Annotated in this window: 15 protein-coding genes; 2 read left to right on the top strand and 13 right to left on the bottom strand. The window is 72.2% G+C overall.

What is annotated here, in order from left to right:
• Positions 1-22: 22 nt before the first annotated feature.
• From FKN01_RS00665 to proB, 3 genes are all read right to left on the bottom strand, one after another.
• Complete coding sequence (locus FKN01_RS00665) at positions 23-1,306, bottom strand: glutamate-5-semialdehyde dehydrogenase (RefSeq protein WP_143615701.1); 1,284 nt, start codon at positions 1,304-1,306, stop codon at positions 23-25.
• Positions 1,307-1,388: 82 nt separating this feature from the next.
• Positions 1,389-1,889, bottom strand: coding sequence for a hypothetical protein (locus FKN01_RS00660; protein ID WP_143615700.1), 501 nt, complete (start codon positions 1,887-1,889; stop codon positions 1,389-1,391).
• Between the two features lie 140 nt (positions 1,890-2,029).
• The gene (gene proB, locus FKN01_RS00655) at positions 2,030-3,136 is read right to left on the bottom strand and encodes a glutamate 5-kinase (RefSeq protein ID WP_143615699.1); all 1,107 of its coding nucleotides are present in this window, start codon (positions 3,134-3,136) and stop codon (positions 2,030-2,032) included.
• 214 nt (positions 3,137-3,350) lie between these two features.
• Between proB and rfbC the strand changes: the two genes are divergently transcribed.
• On the top strand, positions 3,351-4,004 hold the full coding sequence (gene rfbC, locus FKN01_RS00650) for a dTDP-4-dehydrorhamnose 3,5-epimerase (RefSeq protein WP_143615698.1): 654 nt from the start codon (positions 3,351-3,353) through the stop codon (positions 4,002-4,004).
• On the opposite strand, the gene rfbD is transcribed toward rfbC, so the two are convergent.
• The 4 genes from rfbD to galE all read right to left on the bottom strand — a co-directional run bounded on the left by rfbD (position 3,923) and on the right by galE (position 8,127).
• Positions 3,923-4,888 carry a dTDP-4-dehydrorhamnose reductase gene (rfbD, locus tag FKN01_RS00645; RefSeq protein WP_143615697.1) on the bottom strand — a complete coding sequence of 322 codons (966 nt, stop codon included), beginning with the start codon at positions 4,886-4,888 and terminating at the stop codon, positions 3,923-3,925. The genes rfbC and rfbD overlap by 82 nt on opposite strands.
• On the bottom strand, positions 4,885-5,874 hold the full coding sequence (gene rfbB / locus FKN01_RS00640; protein ID WP_143615696.1) for a dTDP-glucose 4,6-dehydratase: 990 nt from the start codon (positions 5,872-5,874) through the stop codon (positions 4,885-4,887). The genes rfbD and rfbB overlap by 4 nt, the downstream gene beginning before the upstream one ends.
• Positions 5,871-6,941 carry a glucose-1-phosphate thymidylyltransferase gene (locus FKN01_RS00635; RefSeq protein WP_143615695.1) on the bottom strand — a complete coding sequence of 357 codons (1,071 nt, stop codon included), beginning with the start codon at positions 6,939-6,941 and terminating at the stop codon, positions 5,871-5,873. The genes rfbB and FKN01_RS00635 overlap by 4 nt, the downstream gene beginning before the upstream one ends.
• Before the next feature lie 214 nt (positions 6,942-7,155).
• Positions 7,156-8,127: a UDP-glucose 4-epimerase GalE gene (gene galE, locus FKN01_RS00630; protein ID WP_143615694.1), complete on the bottom strand. Its 972-nt coding sequence runs from the start codon at positions 8,125-8,127 to the stop codon at positions 7,156-7,158.
• Positions 8,128-8,317: 190 nt separating this feature from the next.
• Here galE and FKN01_RS00625 point away from each other — a divergent pair, with 190 nt between their 5' ends.
• A complete protein-coding gene (locus FKN01_RS00625) occupies positions 8,318-10,540 on the top strand; it encodes a bifunctional glycosyltransferase/CDP-glycerol:glycerophosphate glycerophosphotransferase (RefSeq protein WP_143615693.1) in 2,223 nt (740 codons plus the stop codon).
• Positions 10,541-10,615: 75 nt separating this feature from the next.
• Here the strand turns inward: FKN01_RS00625 and obgE are convergent, their stop codons facing one another.
• The 6 genes from obgE to galU all read right to left on the bottom strand — a co-directional run bounded on the left by obgE (position 10,616) and on the right by galU (position 15,730).
• Positions 10,616-12,055, bottom strand: coding sequence for a GTPase ObgE (gene obgE, locus FKN01_RS00620; RefSeq protein WP_143615692.1), 1,440 nt, complete (start codon positions 12,053-12,055; stop codon positions 10,616-10,618).
• A 138-nt stretch (positions 12,056-12,193) separates the two neighbouring features.
• The gene (gene rpmA, locus FKN01_RS00615; RefSeq protein WP_018103204.1) at positions 12,194-12,451 is read right to left on the bottom strand and encodes a 50S ribosomal protein L27; all 258 of its coding nucleotides are present in this window, start codon (positions 12,449-12,451) and stop codon (positions 12,194-12,196) included.
• Positions 12,452-12,465: 14 nt separating this feature from the next.
• Positions 12,466-12,786, bottom strand: coding sequence for a 50S ribosomal protein L21 (gene rplU / locus FKN01_RS00610; RefSeq protein ID WP_014045903.1), 321 nt, complete (start codon positions 12,784-12,786; stop codon positions 12,466-12,468).
• A 189-nt stretch (positions 12,787-12,975) separates the two neighbouring features.
• Positions 12,976-14,037 (bottom strand): iron-containing alcohol dehydrogenase family protein, encoded by a 1,062-nt coding sequence (locus FKN01_RS00605; protein ID WP_143615691.1) that lies wholly within the window; start codon positions 14,035-14,037, stop codon positions 12,976-12,978.
• Positions 14,025-14,777: a sugar phosphate nucleotidyltransferase gene (locus FKN01_RS00600; protein WP_143615690.1), complete on the bottom strand. Its 753-nt coding sequence runs from the start codon at positions 14,775-14,777 to the stop codon at positions 14,025-14,027. The genes FKN01_RS00605 and FKN01_RS00600 overlap by 13 nt, the downstream gene beginning before the upstream one ends.
• Before the next feature lie 62 nt (positions 14,778-14,839).
• The gene (gene galU, locus FKN01_RS00595; RefSeq protein ID WP_143615689.1) at positions 14,840-15,730 is read right to left on the bottom strand and encodes a UTP--glucose-1-phosphate uridylyltransferase GalU; all 891 of its coding nucleotides are present in this window, start codon (positions 15,728-15,730) and stop codon (positions 14,840-14,842) included.
• Positions 15,731-15,912 lie beyond the last annotated feature (182 nt).

Raw genomic sequence — 15,912 nt, 5'->3', positions numbered from 1 at the left:
GGCGCATTCGCCTGTCACCGGGTCACCTCACATGGCCGTCGCCGGTGACGATGTACTTGGTCGACGTCAGCTCCGGCAGCCCCATGGGGCCCCTGGCGTGCAGCTTCTGCGTGGAGATGCCGATCTCGGCGCCGAAACCGAACTGGCCTCCGTCGGTGAACCGGGTCGAGGCGTTGACGGCCACCGTGGTGGAGTCCACCAGCTGGGTGAAGCGGCGGGCGGCGGCCTGCGAGGTGGTCACGATGGCCTCGGTGTGGCCGGAGGACCAGAGCCGGATGTGCGCCACGGCCGCGTCCAGCGACTCCACGACGGCCGCCGCGATGTCGTACGAGAGGTATTCGGTCTCCCAGTCCTCCGGGGTCGCCGCCACCACCGTGGCCTTGGAGCCCTCGGCGTACCGCAGCACCCGTTCGTCGCCGTGCACGGTCACCCCGGCCTCGGCCAGGGCGTCCAGGGCGCGCGGCAGGAAGGCGTCGGCGACGTCCTGGTGGACGAGCAGGGTCTCGGCGGCGTTGCACACGCTGGGGCGCTGGGCCTTGGAGTTGACCAGGATCTCCACCGCCATGTCCAGGTCGGTCTCCGCGTCCACGTACACATGGCAGTTGCCGGTGCCGGTCTCGATGACGGGGACGGTGGACTCCTCGACCACCGTGCGGATCAGCGAGGCGCCGCCGCGCGGGATGAGCACGTCCACGAGGCCCCGGGCGCGCATCAGCTCGCGCACCGAGTCGCGGCTCTCGCCCGGCACCAGCTGCACCGCGTCGGCCGGCAGTCCGGAGCCGCCCACGGCGTCGCGGAGCACCCGCACCAGGGCGGTGTTCGACGCGAAGGCGGAGGACGAGCCGCGCAGCAGGACGGCGTTGCCCGACTTCAGGCAGAGGGCGGCGGCGTCGACGGTCACGTTGGGCCGGGCCTCGTAGATGATCCCGACGACGCCGAGCGGCACCCGGACCTGGCGCAGGTCGATGCCGTTGGGCAGGGTCGAGCCGCGGACGACCTCGCCGACCGGGTCGGGCAGGGCGGCGACGTGCCGTACATCGGCGGCGATGGCGCGGATGCGCTCCGGGGTGAGGGTCAGCCGGTCCACGACGGATTCGCTGGTGCCCGCCTCACGGGCGCGCGCCACGTCCTCGGCGTTGGCCGCCAGGATGTCGCTCGTCCGTACTTCCAGCGCGTCGGCGATCGCCAGGAGTGCGTCGTCCTTCGCCGCGCGCGGAAGTGGCGCGATGTCGGCGGCGGCGGAGCGGGCCCGGTAGGCGGCCTGGGCCACGGGAGACATGTTGTCGTACGGCGAGAGCGTGGTCATGCCCGCAGGGTAATGCGCGCCCTGCGGGCATTCCGTACGCATCCCGTGATGCGAGACGGCCGTTTCGCCGGACGGCGGCCGGTCAGTACGGGTGGACGCCGACCGGGGCTGCCGGAGGCGGCCCGTATCCCTCGGCGACGCGCTGGTGGTAGGTCTCGCGGTCGATGACCTCCAGGCCGACGATCGCCCAGGGCGGCAGGCCGGCGGTGGAGCGGTGCTCGCCCCACAGCCGCAGGGCCACCGCCGCCGCGTCGTGCAGGTCGCGGGCCTCCTCCCAGTAGCGGATCTCCGCGTGGTCGTTGGCATAACGGCTGGTCAGCAGGAACGGGTGGTCGTGCGCGAGCTGTTCGAGCCCGCGTCTGACCTCCTTCAGGGGGAACTCGTTCCCCGAGACGCAGAGGGTGACGTGCCACAGCTTCGACGGGGTGTGCTCCTGGCCGGCCGGTCGCGGCTCCGGCCGGCCGGGGCGCTCGTCCCTCCGGTCCGGGGGCCCGCTCCCGTCGAAGCCGGCCCCCGCTCCCACACTGGTCAGGGTGCGGCCACCCGTTCCTCGGGGCGGCGCCCCCGGGCGCGCTCGTCTCACCGGCGGCCTCCTGTGATGTGTTGCTTTTGCTGTACCCCGCAGTTTCCCTGCTACAAAGTGGACCAGCCCGCGGGCCGGTGTGGGGCGGTTTTCGTGAAGGTCCCGGTCCGAAGGCTGGACTTTCAGCCGTTTCGGGGGCGTCAGCCGTGCAGGAGGACGAGATCGTCCCGGTGTACGACCTCGCGTTCGTAGGCGGGTCCGAGGTCCCGGGCGAGGTCGCGGGTGGAGCGGCCGAGGAGCCGCGGCATCTCCTTGGCGTCGAAGTTGACGAGCCCGCGCGCCACGGGCCGGCCCCGCAGATCGCGCAGCTCCACCGGGTCGCCCGCGGTGAACTCGCCCTCGACCGCCGCGATCCCGGCCGGCAGCAGGGAGCTGTGGCGCTCCACGACCGCCTGCACCGCCCCGTCGTCCAGGGTCAGCGAGCCGCGCGGGGTCGAGGCGTGGGCGAGCCACAGGAGCCGGTCGGCGGAGCGGCGGCCGGTGCGGTGGAAGTAGGTGCCGGTGTCGCGGCCGGCGAGCGCGTCGGCGGCGTGGCTCGCGGAGGTGAGGACGACGGGGATGCCGGCGGCGGTGGCGATCCGGGCGGCCTCCACCTTGGTGACCATGCCGCCGGTGCCGACGCCCGCCTTGCCCGCGCTGCCGATGCTGACCCCGGCCAGGTCGGCGGGGCCGGTGACCTGGGCGATGCGGGTGGTGCCGGGGATGCTCGGGTCGCCGTCGTAGAGGCCGTCGACATCGGAGAGGAGGACCAGCAGGTCGGCGCGGACCAGATGGGCGACGAGCGCGGCGAGCCGGTCGTTGTCGCCGAAGCGGATCTCGTCCGTGGCGACGGTGTCGTTCTCGTTGACGACGGGCAGCGCGCCCATGTCCAGGAGCTGGTCGAGGGTGCGGTAGGCGTTGCGGTAGTGGGCCCGGCGGCTGGTGTCGTTGCTGGTGAGCAGGACCTGGCCGACGCGGATGCCGTAGCGGGCGAAGGAGGCGGTGTAGCGGGCCACGAGCAGCCCCTGGCCGACGCTGGCGGCGGCCTGCTGGCGGGCCAGGTCCCTGGGCCTGCGGTGCAGTCCGAGCGGGGCGAGTCCGGCCGCGATGGCGCCGGAGGAGACGAGGACGACCTCGCGTTCGCCGCCGTCGCGGACCTTGGCCAGTACGTCGACGAGGGCGTCGACGCGGTCGGCGTCGAGGCCGCCGGCGGCGGTGGTGAGGGAGGAGGAACCGACCTTGACCACGATCCTGCGGGCTTCCGTCACGCCCTGCCTTGCCCCTGACACCCGGTCCCCCGCATTCGCTCGCTGGACCACGCAATCTACGCGACAGCGGAATCCGGCGCCTTCGCGTTCCGCACCCTGGAAACCTCCTCGTCGGCCCATGCCCCGTTCCGTGTCCGTTCGGCCCCCGGACTCGTTGGGCAGAGACACCGGGGCCGGCAGCGGGCCCCGCGGACCGCGAACAGGATGTGATCGCATGCGCCGGCTCTCCGTTCCCGGGGCCTGGGTGCACGAGCCCACGGTCTTCCCGGACGGCCGCGGCAGCTTCCACGAGTGGTTCCGGGCGGCGGACCTGGGGGCGGCGGCCGGGCACGCGCTGGGTCTGGCCCAGGCCAATTTCTCCAGCTCGCGGCGGGGCACGCTGCGCGGCATCCACTTCGCGGACGTGCCGCCGGGGCAGGCGAAGTACGTGAAGTGCGTGCGGGGCGCGGTGCTGGACGTGATCGTGGACGTACGCACCGGCTCGCCCACGTACAAGCGGTGGGAGGCGGTCCGGCTGGACGACACCGACCACCGGGCGGTCTACCTCGCGGAGGGGCTCGGGCACGGGTTCATGGCGCTGACCGACGACGCGTGCGTGCTGTACCTCTGCTCCGAGGGGTACGCGCCGGAGCGGGAGCACGGCGTCGACCCGCTCGACCCGGAGCTGGGCATCGAGTGGCCGGCGGACATCGCGCCGCTGCTCTCCCCGAAGGACGCCTCGGCCCCGAAGCTCGCCGAGGCCGAGGAGCGCGGGCTGCTGCCCTCGTACGAGGCGTGCGAGGCGTACTACGCGCGGCTGCGCGCGGACGGTCCGGCCGTCCCCGGGGGCCGGTCCGGCGCGTCGGCGTTCAGCCCGGCCGGGCGCTGACCCGGGCGTTCGGCGGCGAGGAGCGCGGGGAAGGCCGCGTGCAGCGCCGCACGCCAGTCGCGGACCGGGGCGATGCCCGCGGCCCGGAGGCGGTCGTGCGCGAGGACGCTGTACGCGGGCCGGGGCGCGGGCCTGGCGAAGGCGGCGCTGCCGACCGGGCGGACCCGGTCCGGGTCGGCGCCGAGCAGCCGGAACACCTCGCGGGCCAGGCCGTACCAGCTCGTGGCACCGCCGCTGGTGCCGTGGTAGACGCCCGCCGGGGCGCTGCCGTCGAGCGCGGCGAGGCCGAGCAGGACCAGCCGGGAGGCGAGATCCACGGTCCAGGTGGGCTGTCCGCGCTGGTCGTCCACCACGTCGAGGGTGTCCTTGACGGCCTCCAGTTTGATCATCGTACGGACGAAGTTGGCGCCGCCCGCGCCGTAGAGCCAGGCCGTCCGCACGACGTGGCCCGTGTCCGGCAGGGTCTCCAGGACGGCGCGCTCCCCGGCCAGTTTGGTGCGGCCGTACGCGCTGCGCGGGGCGGTCGGGGCGTCCTCCGGGTACGGCCGGTCCGCGTCGCCCGCGAACACGTAGTCGGTGGAGACGTGCAGCAGGACGCCGCCGTGGGTGCGGCAGGCGTCGGCGAGGACGGCGGGGCCGGTGCCGTTGACGCGCAGCGCCTCGGCCTCCCGGCTCTCCGCGTCGTCCACGGCGGTCCAGGCGGCGCAGTTCACGACGACGGCGGGCCGGTGGGCCTCGAACACGGCTCGGACCCGCGCCGGGTCGGCGATGTCCAGGGCCGCCCGGTCAGCGGCGACCACGGTGGCGCCCTCGCGGGCCAGGGCGGTCGTCAGGTCCCGGCCGAGCATGCCGCCGGCCCCGGTGACCAGCCAGCGCGGCCTCACAGGGCGGCCCTCTCCTTGAGCGGTTCCCACCAGGAGCGGTTCTCGCGGTACCAGCGGACGGTCTCGGCGAGGCCGGCCGCGAAGTCCTTGCGGGGCTCGTAGCCCAGCTCCTCGCGGATCTTGGCGCAGTCGACGGAGTAGCGCCGGTCGTGGCCCTTGCGGTCCTCGACATGGACCACATCGGTGTCCCAGTCGGCGTCGCACGCCTCCAGGAGCAGCCGGGTGAGCTCCTTGTTGGAGAGTTCGGTACCGCCGCCGATGTTGTAGACCTCGCCGGGGCGGCCCTTGGTGCGGACGAGTTCGATGCCCAGGACGTGGTCGTCGATGTGCAGCCAGTCGCGGACATGGGCGCCGTCGCCGTACAGCGGGACGGGCCGGCCGTCCAGGAGGTTGGTGACGAAGAGCGGGATGACCTTCTCGGGGAAGTGGTGGTGCCCGAAGTTGTTGGAGCAGCGGGTGACGCGCACGTCGAGGCCGTGGGTGCGGTGGTACGCCAGGGCGATGAGGTCACTGGACGCCTTGGAGGCGGAGTACGGGGAGGTGGGCGCGAGGGGTTCGTCCTCGGTCCAGGAGCCCTCCTCGATCGAGCCGTAGACCTCGTCGGTGGAGACGTGGACAAAGGTGCGGACGCCCGCCTCGTGCGCGGCGTGGACCAGGGTGTGGGTGCCCACGACGTTCGTGCGGACGAAGGCGGCGCCGCCGTCGATGGAGCGGTCCACGTGGGACTCGGCGGCGAAGTGCACCACCTGGTCGTGCCCGGCCATGAGCCGCCCCACCAGCACCGGGTCGCAGATGTCGCCGTGCACGAAGGAGAAGTCCGCACGGCCCCGGACCTCGTCCAGGTTGGCCGGATTGCCCGCGTAGGTGAGGGCGTCGAGCACGGTCACGGAGACGTCGCCGGGGCCGTCCGGGCCGAGCAGCGTCCGGACGTAGTGGGAGCCGATGAAGCCGGCGCCTCCGGTGACGAGGATGCGCGTACCGCTCATGAGGAGATCTGCACCTTGCTGTGGTCGCCGAGGACGAGTCGGTGGGCCGACGGGCTGCGGGGCGCGGGCGTCACCTCGACTTCGTGGCCGATCAGCGAGGCCTCCACGCGCCTCACCCCGTCGATGGACGCGCCCCCGAGGACGATGGAGTACTCGATCTCGCTGTCCTCGATGCGGCAGTTCTGGGCGACCGAGGTGAACGGGCCGACATAGGCGTCGCTGATCACCGACCCGGTCCCGATGACGGCGGGGCCGACGATCCGGCTGCGGGTGACCCGGGCGCCCGGTTCGATCAGCACCCGGCCGATGATCTCGCTCTCGCCGTCGACGTACGCGCCGTCGGTGCACGGCTCGATGCCCTCCAGCACGGTCCGGTTGACCTCCAGCATGTCGGTGACGTTGCCGGTGTCCTTCCAGTAGCCGCGGATGATGGTGGAGCGCACGTCGCGTTCCCGGTCGATGAGCCACTGGAGGGCGTGGGTGATCTCCAGCTCGCCGCGCCAGGAGGGGCGGATCGAGCGGACGGCCTCGTGGACGGCCGGGGTGAAGAGGTAGACGCCGACGAGCGCGAGATCGCTCTTGGGGTGCTCCGGCTTCTCCTCCAGGGCCACCACCCTGCCGTCCCCGTCCAGCTCCGCGACGCCGAACGAGGTCGGGTCGGGCACCCGGGTCAGCAGGATCCGCGCGTCGGGCCGGTCCGCGCGGAACTCCTCGACCAGGTCCGCGATCCCCCCGACGATGAAGTTGTCGCCCAGGTACATCACGAAGTCGTCGTCCCCCAGGAAACGCTGGGCGACCAGGACCGCGTGGGCGAGGCCGAGGGGTTCGGCCTGCGGGATGTAGGTGACGTCGATGCCGAAGCGCGAACCGTCGCCGACCGCCGCGCGGATCTCCTCCTCGGTGTCGCCCACGATGATGCCGACCTCGGTGATGCCGGCCTCCGCGATGGCCTCCAGGCCGTAGAACAGCACCGGCTTGTTCGCCACCGGGACCAGCTGCTTCGCCGAGGTATGGGTGATGGGACGGAGCCGGGTGCCGGCCCCACCGGAAAGTACGAGAGCCTTCACTGTTCCTGCCCCCACGATGAGATGTGACGGCGGCCGCAGGGCCGCTACCCAGGGGACCTTACTGAGCTTTCCGCGCATCTTCCGCGACAAAACGGCCGTTGCCCCTGAATCCGGGGGAAAAGTGACGGTCACCCGTAACCCGGACCATCCCGCCGTACGCGAGGGGCCCGGCGCCACCCCGTGGAGCGGTGCCGGGCCCTTCGTACGGCCGTGCTTACGGGTGGCGCAGGCGCCAGCCCTGCCAGGCGGACTCGATCATCTCGTCCACGCCGTACCGCGCCGACCAGCCCAGCTCCTCGCGGATGCGCTCGGCGGAGGCGATCACCCGGGCCGGGTCGCCGGCGCGGCGGGGGGAGACCTCGACGGCGGCGCCCTCGTTGCCCGTGACCTTGAGGATGCGGTCGACCATCTCGCGCACCGAGCTGCCCTCGCCGCGGCCGATGTTCAGCGTGAGGTCCGTACCGGCCTCGGCCTCCTCCAGCCGGCGGGCGGCGGCGAGGTGGGCCGAGGCGATGTCCTCGACGTGGATGTAGTCGCGGACGCAGGTGCCGTCGGGCGTGTCGTAGTCGTCGCCGAAGATGCGCGGGGCCTCGCCGGCCTCCAGGCGCTCGAAGACCATCGGGACGAGGTTGAACACGCCCCCGTCCGCCAGCTCCGGCGATGCGGCGCCCGCCACGTTGAAGTAGCGCAGCGACGCGGCGCGCAGGCCGTGGGCCTTGGCCGCGGCGTGGATCAGCCACTCGCCGATCAGCTTGGTCTCGCCGTACGGGCTCATCGGCGCGCACGGCGTCGTCTCGGTGACGAGGTCCACGTCGGGCATGCCGTAGACCGCGGCCGACGAGGAGAAGACCAGCCGGCCGACACCCGCGGCGACCATGCTCTCCAGCAGGACCTCCAGGCCGGTGACGTTCTCCTTGTAGTAGTGCAGGGGCCGCTCGACGGACTCGCCGACCTGCTTCTTGGCCGCGACGTGCACCACACCGGTCACCCCGTGCTCGCTGATCGCGGCGTCCAGGGCCTCGCGGTCGAGCACCGTGCCGGTCACCAGGGGCACTCCTGCGGGCACCTTGTCGGCGCTGCCGGTCGACAGGTCGTCGAACACGACCACCCGCTGACCACCGGCGAGCATCGCGCGCACCACGTGCGCGCCGATGAACCCCGCCCCACCCGTAACCATCCAGGTCATGTTCGTGCGTCTCCTGTCAGCTGCTGTGCACCGTCGGCGTTCCACCCTACGTGGAAGGCCGGAGGCACTCCCCGGGCGCGGCCGGAGCGATCAATTACGCTGTCCGGGTGCCGGACGCCGACCACAGTCGCACGGTCCGACCGCGCCCCTCGTAAAGCCCCTGCGGACAGCCCTCTGGAACTGGTGGACGATGCCTCGACTGACGCTCATCGTGCCTGCGTACAACGTGCAGGGGTACATCGGGGAGTGTCTGGACTCCGTGCTCGGGCAGGACTTCGCCGACTTCGAGGTCATCGGCGTCGACGACTGCTCGCCGGACGGCTCCGGTGCGATCCTCGACACATACGCGGCCCGCGACGACCGGCTGCGTGTGCTGCACCTCACGGAGAACGTCGGCCTGGGCCGTGCGCGCAACGCCGGTCTCGAACAGGCGACCGGTGACTACGTCCTCTTCCTGGACAGTGACGACACCCTGGCACCGGGCTCGCTGTCGGCCATCGCGGCCCGGCTCGAGGCGACCGGCGACCCGGACATCCTGGTCTACGACTACACCCGGACCTACTGGGACGGGCGGCTGCTGCGCAACAAGCGCTCCGACCTGATGACCGAGGACGGCCCGGACGTCTTCTCGCTCGCCGAGCGCCCGCAGCTCCTGGACCTGCTCCAGATCGTGTGGAACAAGGCGTACCGCCGCGACTTCGTCACCCGGCACGGGTTCCAGTTCCCGCCCGGTTACTACGAGGACGCCCCGTGGACGTACAGCTCGCTCATCGCGGCGGAACGCATCGCCGTGCTCGACCGCTCCTGCGTGATGTACCGGCAGCGGCGTGAGGGCGGCAACATCCTGCGTACGGTCAGCCGGAAGCACTTCGACGTCTTCGACCAGTACGACCGGGTGTTCGCGTTCCTGGACGAGCGGCCGGACCTCGCCTCCTGGCGCCCGGCGCTGTTCCGGAAGATGGTCGACCACTTCCTGACCGTGCTGGAGAAGCCGGGCCGGCTGCCGCGCAACGCGCGCGCCGAGTTCTTCCACCGGGCCGCGAAGGACTACCGCGCGCGGCTCCCGGAGGGCTTCGAGCGGCCGGCGGGCGGGCGCGGTTACAAGTACGCGCTGCTCGGCGTCGACTCGTACTCCGCGTTCTTCGGTCTGACCCGCGCCAACAACGTCCGCCACCGCGCGCGGCTGGGCGGGCAGGCGCGTATCGGCCGGGCCAAGCGGGCGGCGCTCGGCGTGTTCTACCGGTCCCAGCTGCGGCTGCCGGTCGACGAGAACCTGGCCGTGTTCTCCGCGTACTGGGGCCGCGGCTACTCCTGCAATCCGGCCGCCATCGAGGCCGAGCTGGGCCGGCTCGCGCCGCAGGTGCGCCGGGTCTGGGCGGTGCGCTCCGAGCACCGCGACCGGGTGCCCGAGGGCGTCGAGAAGGTGATCGTCGGCTCACGCGAATACTGGGCGGTCATGGCCCGCGCCAAGTACCTGACGAACAACGTCAACTTCGGCGACACCATCGTCAAACGCGAGGAGCAGATCCACCTCCAGACCCATCACGGCACCCCGCTGAAGTCGATGGGCCTCGACCAGGCGCAGTACCCGGCGTCCACCAACATGGACATGGAGAAGCTGCTCCGCCGGTGCGACCGCTGGGACTTCAGCCTGTCGTCCAACCGCTTCTCCACCACCGTCTGGGAGCGGGTCTACCCCTGCCGTTACAAGACGCTGGAGACCGGCTACCCGCGCAACGACGTGCTGGTCAACGCCACCGCCGCGGACGTCGTGGCGGCCCGGCGGGAGCTGGGCCTCGCGGACGGCACGACCGCCTTCCTGTACATGCCGACCCACCGCGAGTACGAGAAGTCCTTCGCGCCCCGGCTCGACCTGTCGAAGCTGGCCGAGGACCTCGGCCCGGACGTCACCCTGCTGGTGCGCGGCCACTACTTCTACAAGCCCGCCGGCCGGCTCGCCGAGCTCCAGGCCGGCGGCCGGATCATCGACGTCTCCGCCCACGCCGACGTCGAACGGCTCTACCTCGCCGCCGACGCCCTGATCACCGACTACTCCTCGGCGATGTTCGACTACGCGAACCTGGACCGGCCCATCGTCATCCACGCCGACGACTGGGACACCTACCAGGTGGTGCGCGGCACGTACTTCGACCTGATGGCCGAGCCCCCGGGCGCCGTCGCGACGACCCAGGAGCGGCTGACCGAGATCCTGGGCTCGAAGGAGTGGTGCGACGAGAAGGCGGCGGCACTGCGCGCGGCGTTCCGGGAGCGGTACTGCGACTACGACGACGGGCGGGCCGCCGAGCGCGTGGTCCGCAAGGTGTTCCTGGGCGAGGAGACCCTGCTGCCGGTGGTCCCGCTCGCCGAGCGCACCCCGGCCCCCTCCCCCGCCGAGGCGTCGGCCCAGGTCTGAGGTTCCGGCACAACGGCCGCGGGCCCGGCCCCTTCCGGATGACGGAAAGGGGCCGGGCCCGCGGCCGTTCGTGCCTTACGCGAACGGGTCGAAGTCCCGGTACTCCGCGGCGGCCTCGTCGCGCTCCGCCTCGCGGTCGCGGCGGCGCTGGGTGGCCGGACGCGGCGCCTCCAGGCGGTGGTCCTCGCCACGGCGGCCCAGCATCTCGGCACCGGCGGTCACCGTCGGCTCCCAGTCGAAGACGACCGCGTTGTCCTCGGCGCCGATCGCCACGCCGTCGCCCGCCCGGGCCCCGGCCTTGCGCAGCTGGTCCTCGACGCCCAGCCGGGCGAGCCGGTCCGCGAGGTAGCCGACCGCCTCGTCGTTGTTGAAGTCGGTCTGGCGCACCCAGCGCTCCGGCTTCTCGCCGCGCACCCGGTAGATGCCGTCCTCCTCCAGCGTGACGGTGAACCCGGCGTCGTCCACGGCCTTGGGCCGGATGACGATGCGGGTGGCCTCCTCGACCGGCTTGGCGGCGCGCGCCTCGGCGATGATGCCGGCGAGGGCGAACGACAGCTCCTTGAGCCCGGTCCTGGCGACGGCGGACGCCTCGAAGACGCGGTAGCCGCGCGCCTCCAGGTCGGGGCGGATCATGTCCGCGAGGTCCTGGCCGTCCGGGATGTCGATCTTGTTGAGGACGACGATGCGGGGCCGGTCCTCGAGCCCTCCGTACAGCTTCAGCTCCTCCTCGATCATGTCGAGGTCGGAGACCGGGTCGCGGTCGGACTCCAGCGTCGCCGTGTCCAGTACGTGGACGAGCACCGAGCAGCGCTCGACGTGGCGCAGGAATTCCAGGCCGAGGCCCTTGCCCTGGCTGGCGCCCGGGATCAGGCCGGGGACGTCCGCGATGGTGTAGACGGTCTCGCCGGCGGTGACCACGCCCAGGTTCGGGACGAGGGTGGTGAACGGGTAGTCCGCGATCTTCGGCTTCGCGGCCGAGAGGACCGAGATCAGCGAGGACTTGCCGGCGCTCGGGTAACCCACGAGGGCCACGTCGGCGACGGTCTTGAGCTCCAGGACGATGTCGCGGGCCTCGCCGGGCTCCCCGAGCAGCGCGAAGCCGGGGGCCTTGCGGCGGGCGGAGGCCAGCGCGGCGTTGCCGAGGCCGCCCCGGCCGCCCTGGCCCGCGACGAAGGCGGTGCCCTGGCCGACGAGGTCGGCGAGCACGTTGCCCTGGCGGTCGAGGACGACGGTGCCGTCCGGCACGGGCAGGACCAGGTCCTGGCCCTCCTTGCCGGTGCGGTGGTCGCCGCCGCCGGGCTGGCCGTTGGTGGCCTTGCGGTGGGGGTGGTGGTGGTAGTCGAGGAGCGTGGTGACGGACTGGTCGACGACCAGGGTCACGTCGCCGCCGCGGCCGCCGTTGCCGCCGTCCGGGCCGCCGAGCGGCTTGAACTTCTCACGGTGAACGGAGGCACAGCCGTGGCCTCCGTTACCCGCGGCGACATGCAGTTCGACGCGGTCCACGAAGGTGGTCATGGGTGGAACCTCCAGTTGCATACCTGCGGAAAGACTTCGCTCGCCCCCGTAGGGGCAACACGCGAAAGGCGGACCCACTTCCCTCCTCGGGAAGTGAGGTCCGCCTCCGCGTCATACCGCTCGACGAGCGCCGGGAATTCAGCCGGCGATCGGAACGATGTTCACGACCTTGCGGCCACGGTGCGTGCCGAACTCGACCGCACCGGCGGCGAGGGCGAACAGCGTGTCGTCGCCGCCACGGCCGACGCCCGTGCCCGGGTGGAAGTGGGTGCCGCGCTGGCGGACCAGGATCTCACCGGCGTTGACGGCCTGGCCGCCGAAGCGCTTCACGCCGAGCCGCTGAGCATTGGAATCGCGCCCGTTCCGGGTGGACGATGCGCCCTTCTTGTGTGCCATGTGTTCTCAGTCCCTTACTTCGCAGCCGCGGGGATACCGGTGACCTTGATCGCCGTGTACTGCTGGCGGTGACCCTGGCGACGGCGGTAGCCGGTCTTGTTCTTGTAGCGAAGGATGTCGATCTTCGCGCCCTTGTGGTGGTCCACGACCTCGGCCTGGACCTTGATGCCGTCCAGCACCCACGGGTCGCTGGTCACGGCGTCGCCGTCGACAACGAGCAGGGTAGAGAGCTCTACCGTGTCGCCAACCTTGGCGGTGGAAATCTTGTCAACCTCAACGATGTCGCCGACAGCAACCTTGTGCTGGCGACCACCGCTGCGCACGATGGCGTACACGCGGATCTCACTCTCACTCGAAGCGGAAACCCCTGATGCCAGCCGCCCACACGGGTCCGGGAACCCGTGACGATCCGGAGTGGACGAGCGGCCTCTCCCGTACGAGCGGGAGGTCGGTGCTCAGAGGTGTGGCGAACAAACGCCGACGGTCAAGGTTACGGGGCCCCGCACAGCCGGTCAAACCGGGCCCTAGGCCGCGGCGCTCCTGACGTATGCGGCGTACGCGTCCCGGATGCCGTCCTCCGACAGGTTCAGGTGCTCCAGGATCGTGTAGCGGCCCGGCCGGGTCCTCGGCGCGAACGCCACCACCCGGACGAACTCCTCCGCGTCGAAGCCCATGTCCTCGGCGGTGACCGGCAGCCCGTGGCGCCGCAGCACCTGGGTCATGCGTACGGACTCCTGGACGGCGCCGCGCAGATGCATGGCGAACGCCGCGCCGAGCCCGCACTGCTCGCCGTGGCTGGCGGCCCGCTGCGGGAAGAGCAGGTCGAAGGCGTGGTTGATCTCGTGGCAGGCGCCGGAGGCCGGGCGGCTGTCACCGGCCACCGACATCGAGATCCCGGTGAGCACCAGGCCCTCCGCCAGCACCTGGAGGAACGTGTCGTCGCCCAGGCCGCCCGGGTGGCGCAGCACGGCCTCACCGGCCTGCCGGGCCATCGCGGCGGCCAGGCCGTCGATGTCCTCGCCGTTGACCCGGTGGGCCAGCTCCCAGTCGGCCACGGCCGAGATGTTGGACAGCGCGTCCCCGATCCCGGACCGCACGAAGCGGACGGGGGCCTCGCGGATGACGTCGAGGTCGATGACCACGGCGATCGGGTTCGGCACGCCGTAAGAGCCCCGGCCCGCGTCGTTGTCCAGCGTCGCGACCGGGGAGCACAGCCCGTCGTGGGACAGGTTCGTCGCCACGGCGACCAGGGGCAGCCCGACGCGCGCCGCGGCGAACTTGGCGCAGTCGATGATCTTGCCGCCGCCGAGGCCGACCACGGCGTCGTACCGCCCGGACTTCATGGCCTCGGCGAGCTTCACGGCGTCGTTCAGCGTGCCGCCGCCCACCTCGAACCAGGAGGCGCCCGGCAGGCTGCCCGAGAGCCGTTCCCGCAGGGCCCGGCCGGAACCCCCGCTGATCGCCACGGCCAGCTTGCCCGAGCCGGAGATCCGCTGATCGGCGAGGACGCCCGCCAGATCCGCGAGGGCCCCGGCCCGGATGTCCACGACGACCGGCGCGGGTATCAGCCGGGTCAGTACTGGCACGCGATCTTCCTGCCCTTGGCGAGGTCGTCGTGGTTGTCGATCTCGACCCACTTGACGTCGCCGATCGGCTCCACGTCCACCTTGAAGCCGCGGTTGACGAGCTCCTGGTAGCCGTCCTCGTAGTAGAGGTCCGGGTCGCGCTCGAAGGTGGTCTTCAGCGCGTCGGCCAGCTCCTCGGCCGCCTCGCCCTCGATGAGCGTGACGCCGATGTACTCGCCGGTGGCCTCGGCCGGGTCCATCAGCTTGGTGATCCGCCGGACGCCCTTGCCGTCCTCCACGACGACCTTCATCTCCTCGTCGGCGAGGTTCTTCACCGTGTCGAGGGCCAGGATGATCTTCTTGCCGTCGCCGCGGGCGGCCAGCAGCGTCTTCTCGACGGAGACCGGGTGCACGGTGTCGCCGTTGGCGAGGATGACGCCGTTCTTGAGGGCGTCCCGGCCGCACCACAGGGAGTAGGCGTTGTTCCACTCCTCGGCCTTGTCGTTGTCGATCAGCGTGATGCTGACGCCGTACTTGGCCTCCAGCGCCGCCTTGCGCTCGTACAGGGCCTCCTTGCGGTAGCCCACGATGATCGCGACCTCGGTCAGGCCGACCTCGGCGAAGTTGCCGAGCGTCAGGTCGACGACCGTCAGGCTCTCCTCGTCGCCCTCGGGGCCGACGGGCACGAGCGCCTTGGGCAGCGTGTCGGTGTAGGGGCGCAGACGACGGCCGGCGCCGGCGGCCAGAATCATGCCGATCATGGGGTTCTCCTCGGTGCGGTGTTACGGGTGTCTGGGATCAGGAGTACGGGGCCCGGCGGGGGTCAGAGTTCCGACGCGACATAGGCGCGCAGCCAGGCACGGAAGCCGGGGCCGAGGTCCTCGCGCTCGCAGGCGAGGCGGACGATCGCCCGCAGGTAGTCGCCGCGGTCGCCGGTGTCGTAGCGCCGGCCCCGGAAGACGACGCCGTGCACCGGGCCGCCGAGCTTCTCGTCGGCGGCCAGCTGCTGGAGCGCGTCGGTCAGCTGGATCTCGCCGCCCCGGCCCGGCTCGGTCTCGCGCAGCACGGCGAAGACGGCGGGGTCCAGGACGTAGCGGCCGATGACCGCGAGGTTGCTGGGGGCGTCGCCCGGCTCCGGCTTCTCGACCAGGCCGGTGACCCGGACGATGCCGTCCTCGGAGGTGGGCTCCACCGCCGCGCACCCGTAGAGGTGGCTCTGTTCGGGCGCCACCTCCATCAGCGCGACGACGCTGCCGCCCTCACGCGCCTGGATCTCGGTCATCCGGGTCAGCAGCGGGTCGCGCGGGTCGATCAGGTCGTCGCCGAGGAGCACCGCGAACGGCTCGTCGCCCACATGGGGCGCCGCGCACAGGACGGCGTGGCCGAGGCCGCGCGGGTCGCCCTGGCGGACGTAGTGCATGGTCGCGAGGTCGCTCGACTCCTGGACCCGGACCAGCCGCTCGGCGTCGCCCTTACGGGTCAGCGCCGACTCCAGCTCGTAGTTCCGGTCGAAATGGTCCTCCAGCGCCCGCTTGTTGCGTCCGGTGATCATCAGGACGTCGCTCAGCCCCGCGGCGGCGGCCTCCTCCACGACGTACTGGATCGCCGGCTTGTCCACGACCGGCAGCATCTCCTTGGGAGTCGCCTTCGTCGCCGGCAGGAACCGGGTACCGAGCCCGGCGGCCGGTATGACGGCCTTCTGGATCTTGCGCATGTGGGGGCTTTCGTGTCGGGGGCGGGAGGGCCCGGCGCGGGGGGGCCCCGGCCCCCGGCCCCCGGGGGGGGGGGCGGCCGGCCCGGGGGGCCCGGGGGGGGGGGGCCCCGGGGGGGGGGGGGGGGGGGGGGGGGGGGGGGGGGGGGGGGGGGGGGGGGGGGGGGGGGGGGGGGGGGGGGGGG

The organism is Streptomyces sp. 130, from assembly GCF_007096885.1.
Lineage (GTDB): Bacteria > Actinomycetota > Actinomycetes > Streptomycetales > Streptomycetaceae > Streptomyces.
Note: the sequence above shows the minus strand (reverse complement) of the source record. Positions and strands in the feature narration are given on the sequence as shown.

What these genes read in the sequence shown, in the direction of transcription:
- FKN01_RS00665 (WP_143615701.1), bottom strand. Translation starts at nt 1,306, where the DNA reads ATGACCACGCTCTCGCCGTACGACAACATGTCTCCCGTGGCCCAGGCC.
- obgE (WP_143615692.1), bottom strand. Translation starts at nt 12,055, where the DNA reads ATGACCACCTTCGTGGACCGCGTCGAACTGCATGTCGCCGCGGGTAAC.
- rfbC (WP_143615698.1), top strand. Translation starts at nt 3,351, where the DNA reads ATGCGCCGGCTCTCCGTTCCCGGGGCCTGGGTGCACGAGCCCACGGTC.
- galE (WP_143615694.1), bottom strand. Translation starts at nt 8,127, where the DNA reads ATGACCTGGATGGTTACGGGTGGGGCGGGGTTCATCGGCGCGCACGTG.
- galU (WP_143615689.1), bottom strand. Translation starts at nt 15,730, where the DNA reads ATGCGCAAGATCCAGAAGGCCGTCATACCGGCCGCCGGGCTCGGTACC.
- rfbB (WP_143615696.1), bottom strand. Translation starts at nt 5,874, where the DNA reads ATGAGCGGTACGCGCATCCTCGTCACCGGAGGCGCCGGCTTCATCGGC.
- FKN01_RS00600 (WP_143615690.1), bottom strand. Translation starts at nt 14,777, where the DNA reads ATGATCGGCATGATTCTGGCCGCCGGCGCCGGCCGTCGTCTGCGCCCC.
- rpmA (WP_018103204.1), bottom strand. Translation starts at nt 12,451, where the DNA reads ATGGCACACAAGAAGGGCGCATCGTCCACCCGGAACGGGCGCGATTCC.
- FKN01_RS00625 (WP_143615693.1), top strand. Translation starts at nt 8,318, where the DNA reads ATGCCTCGACTGACGCTCATCGTGCCTGCGTACAACGTGCAGGGGTAC.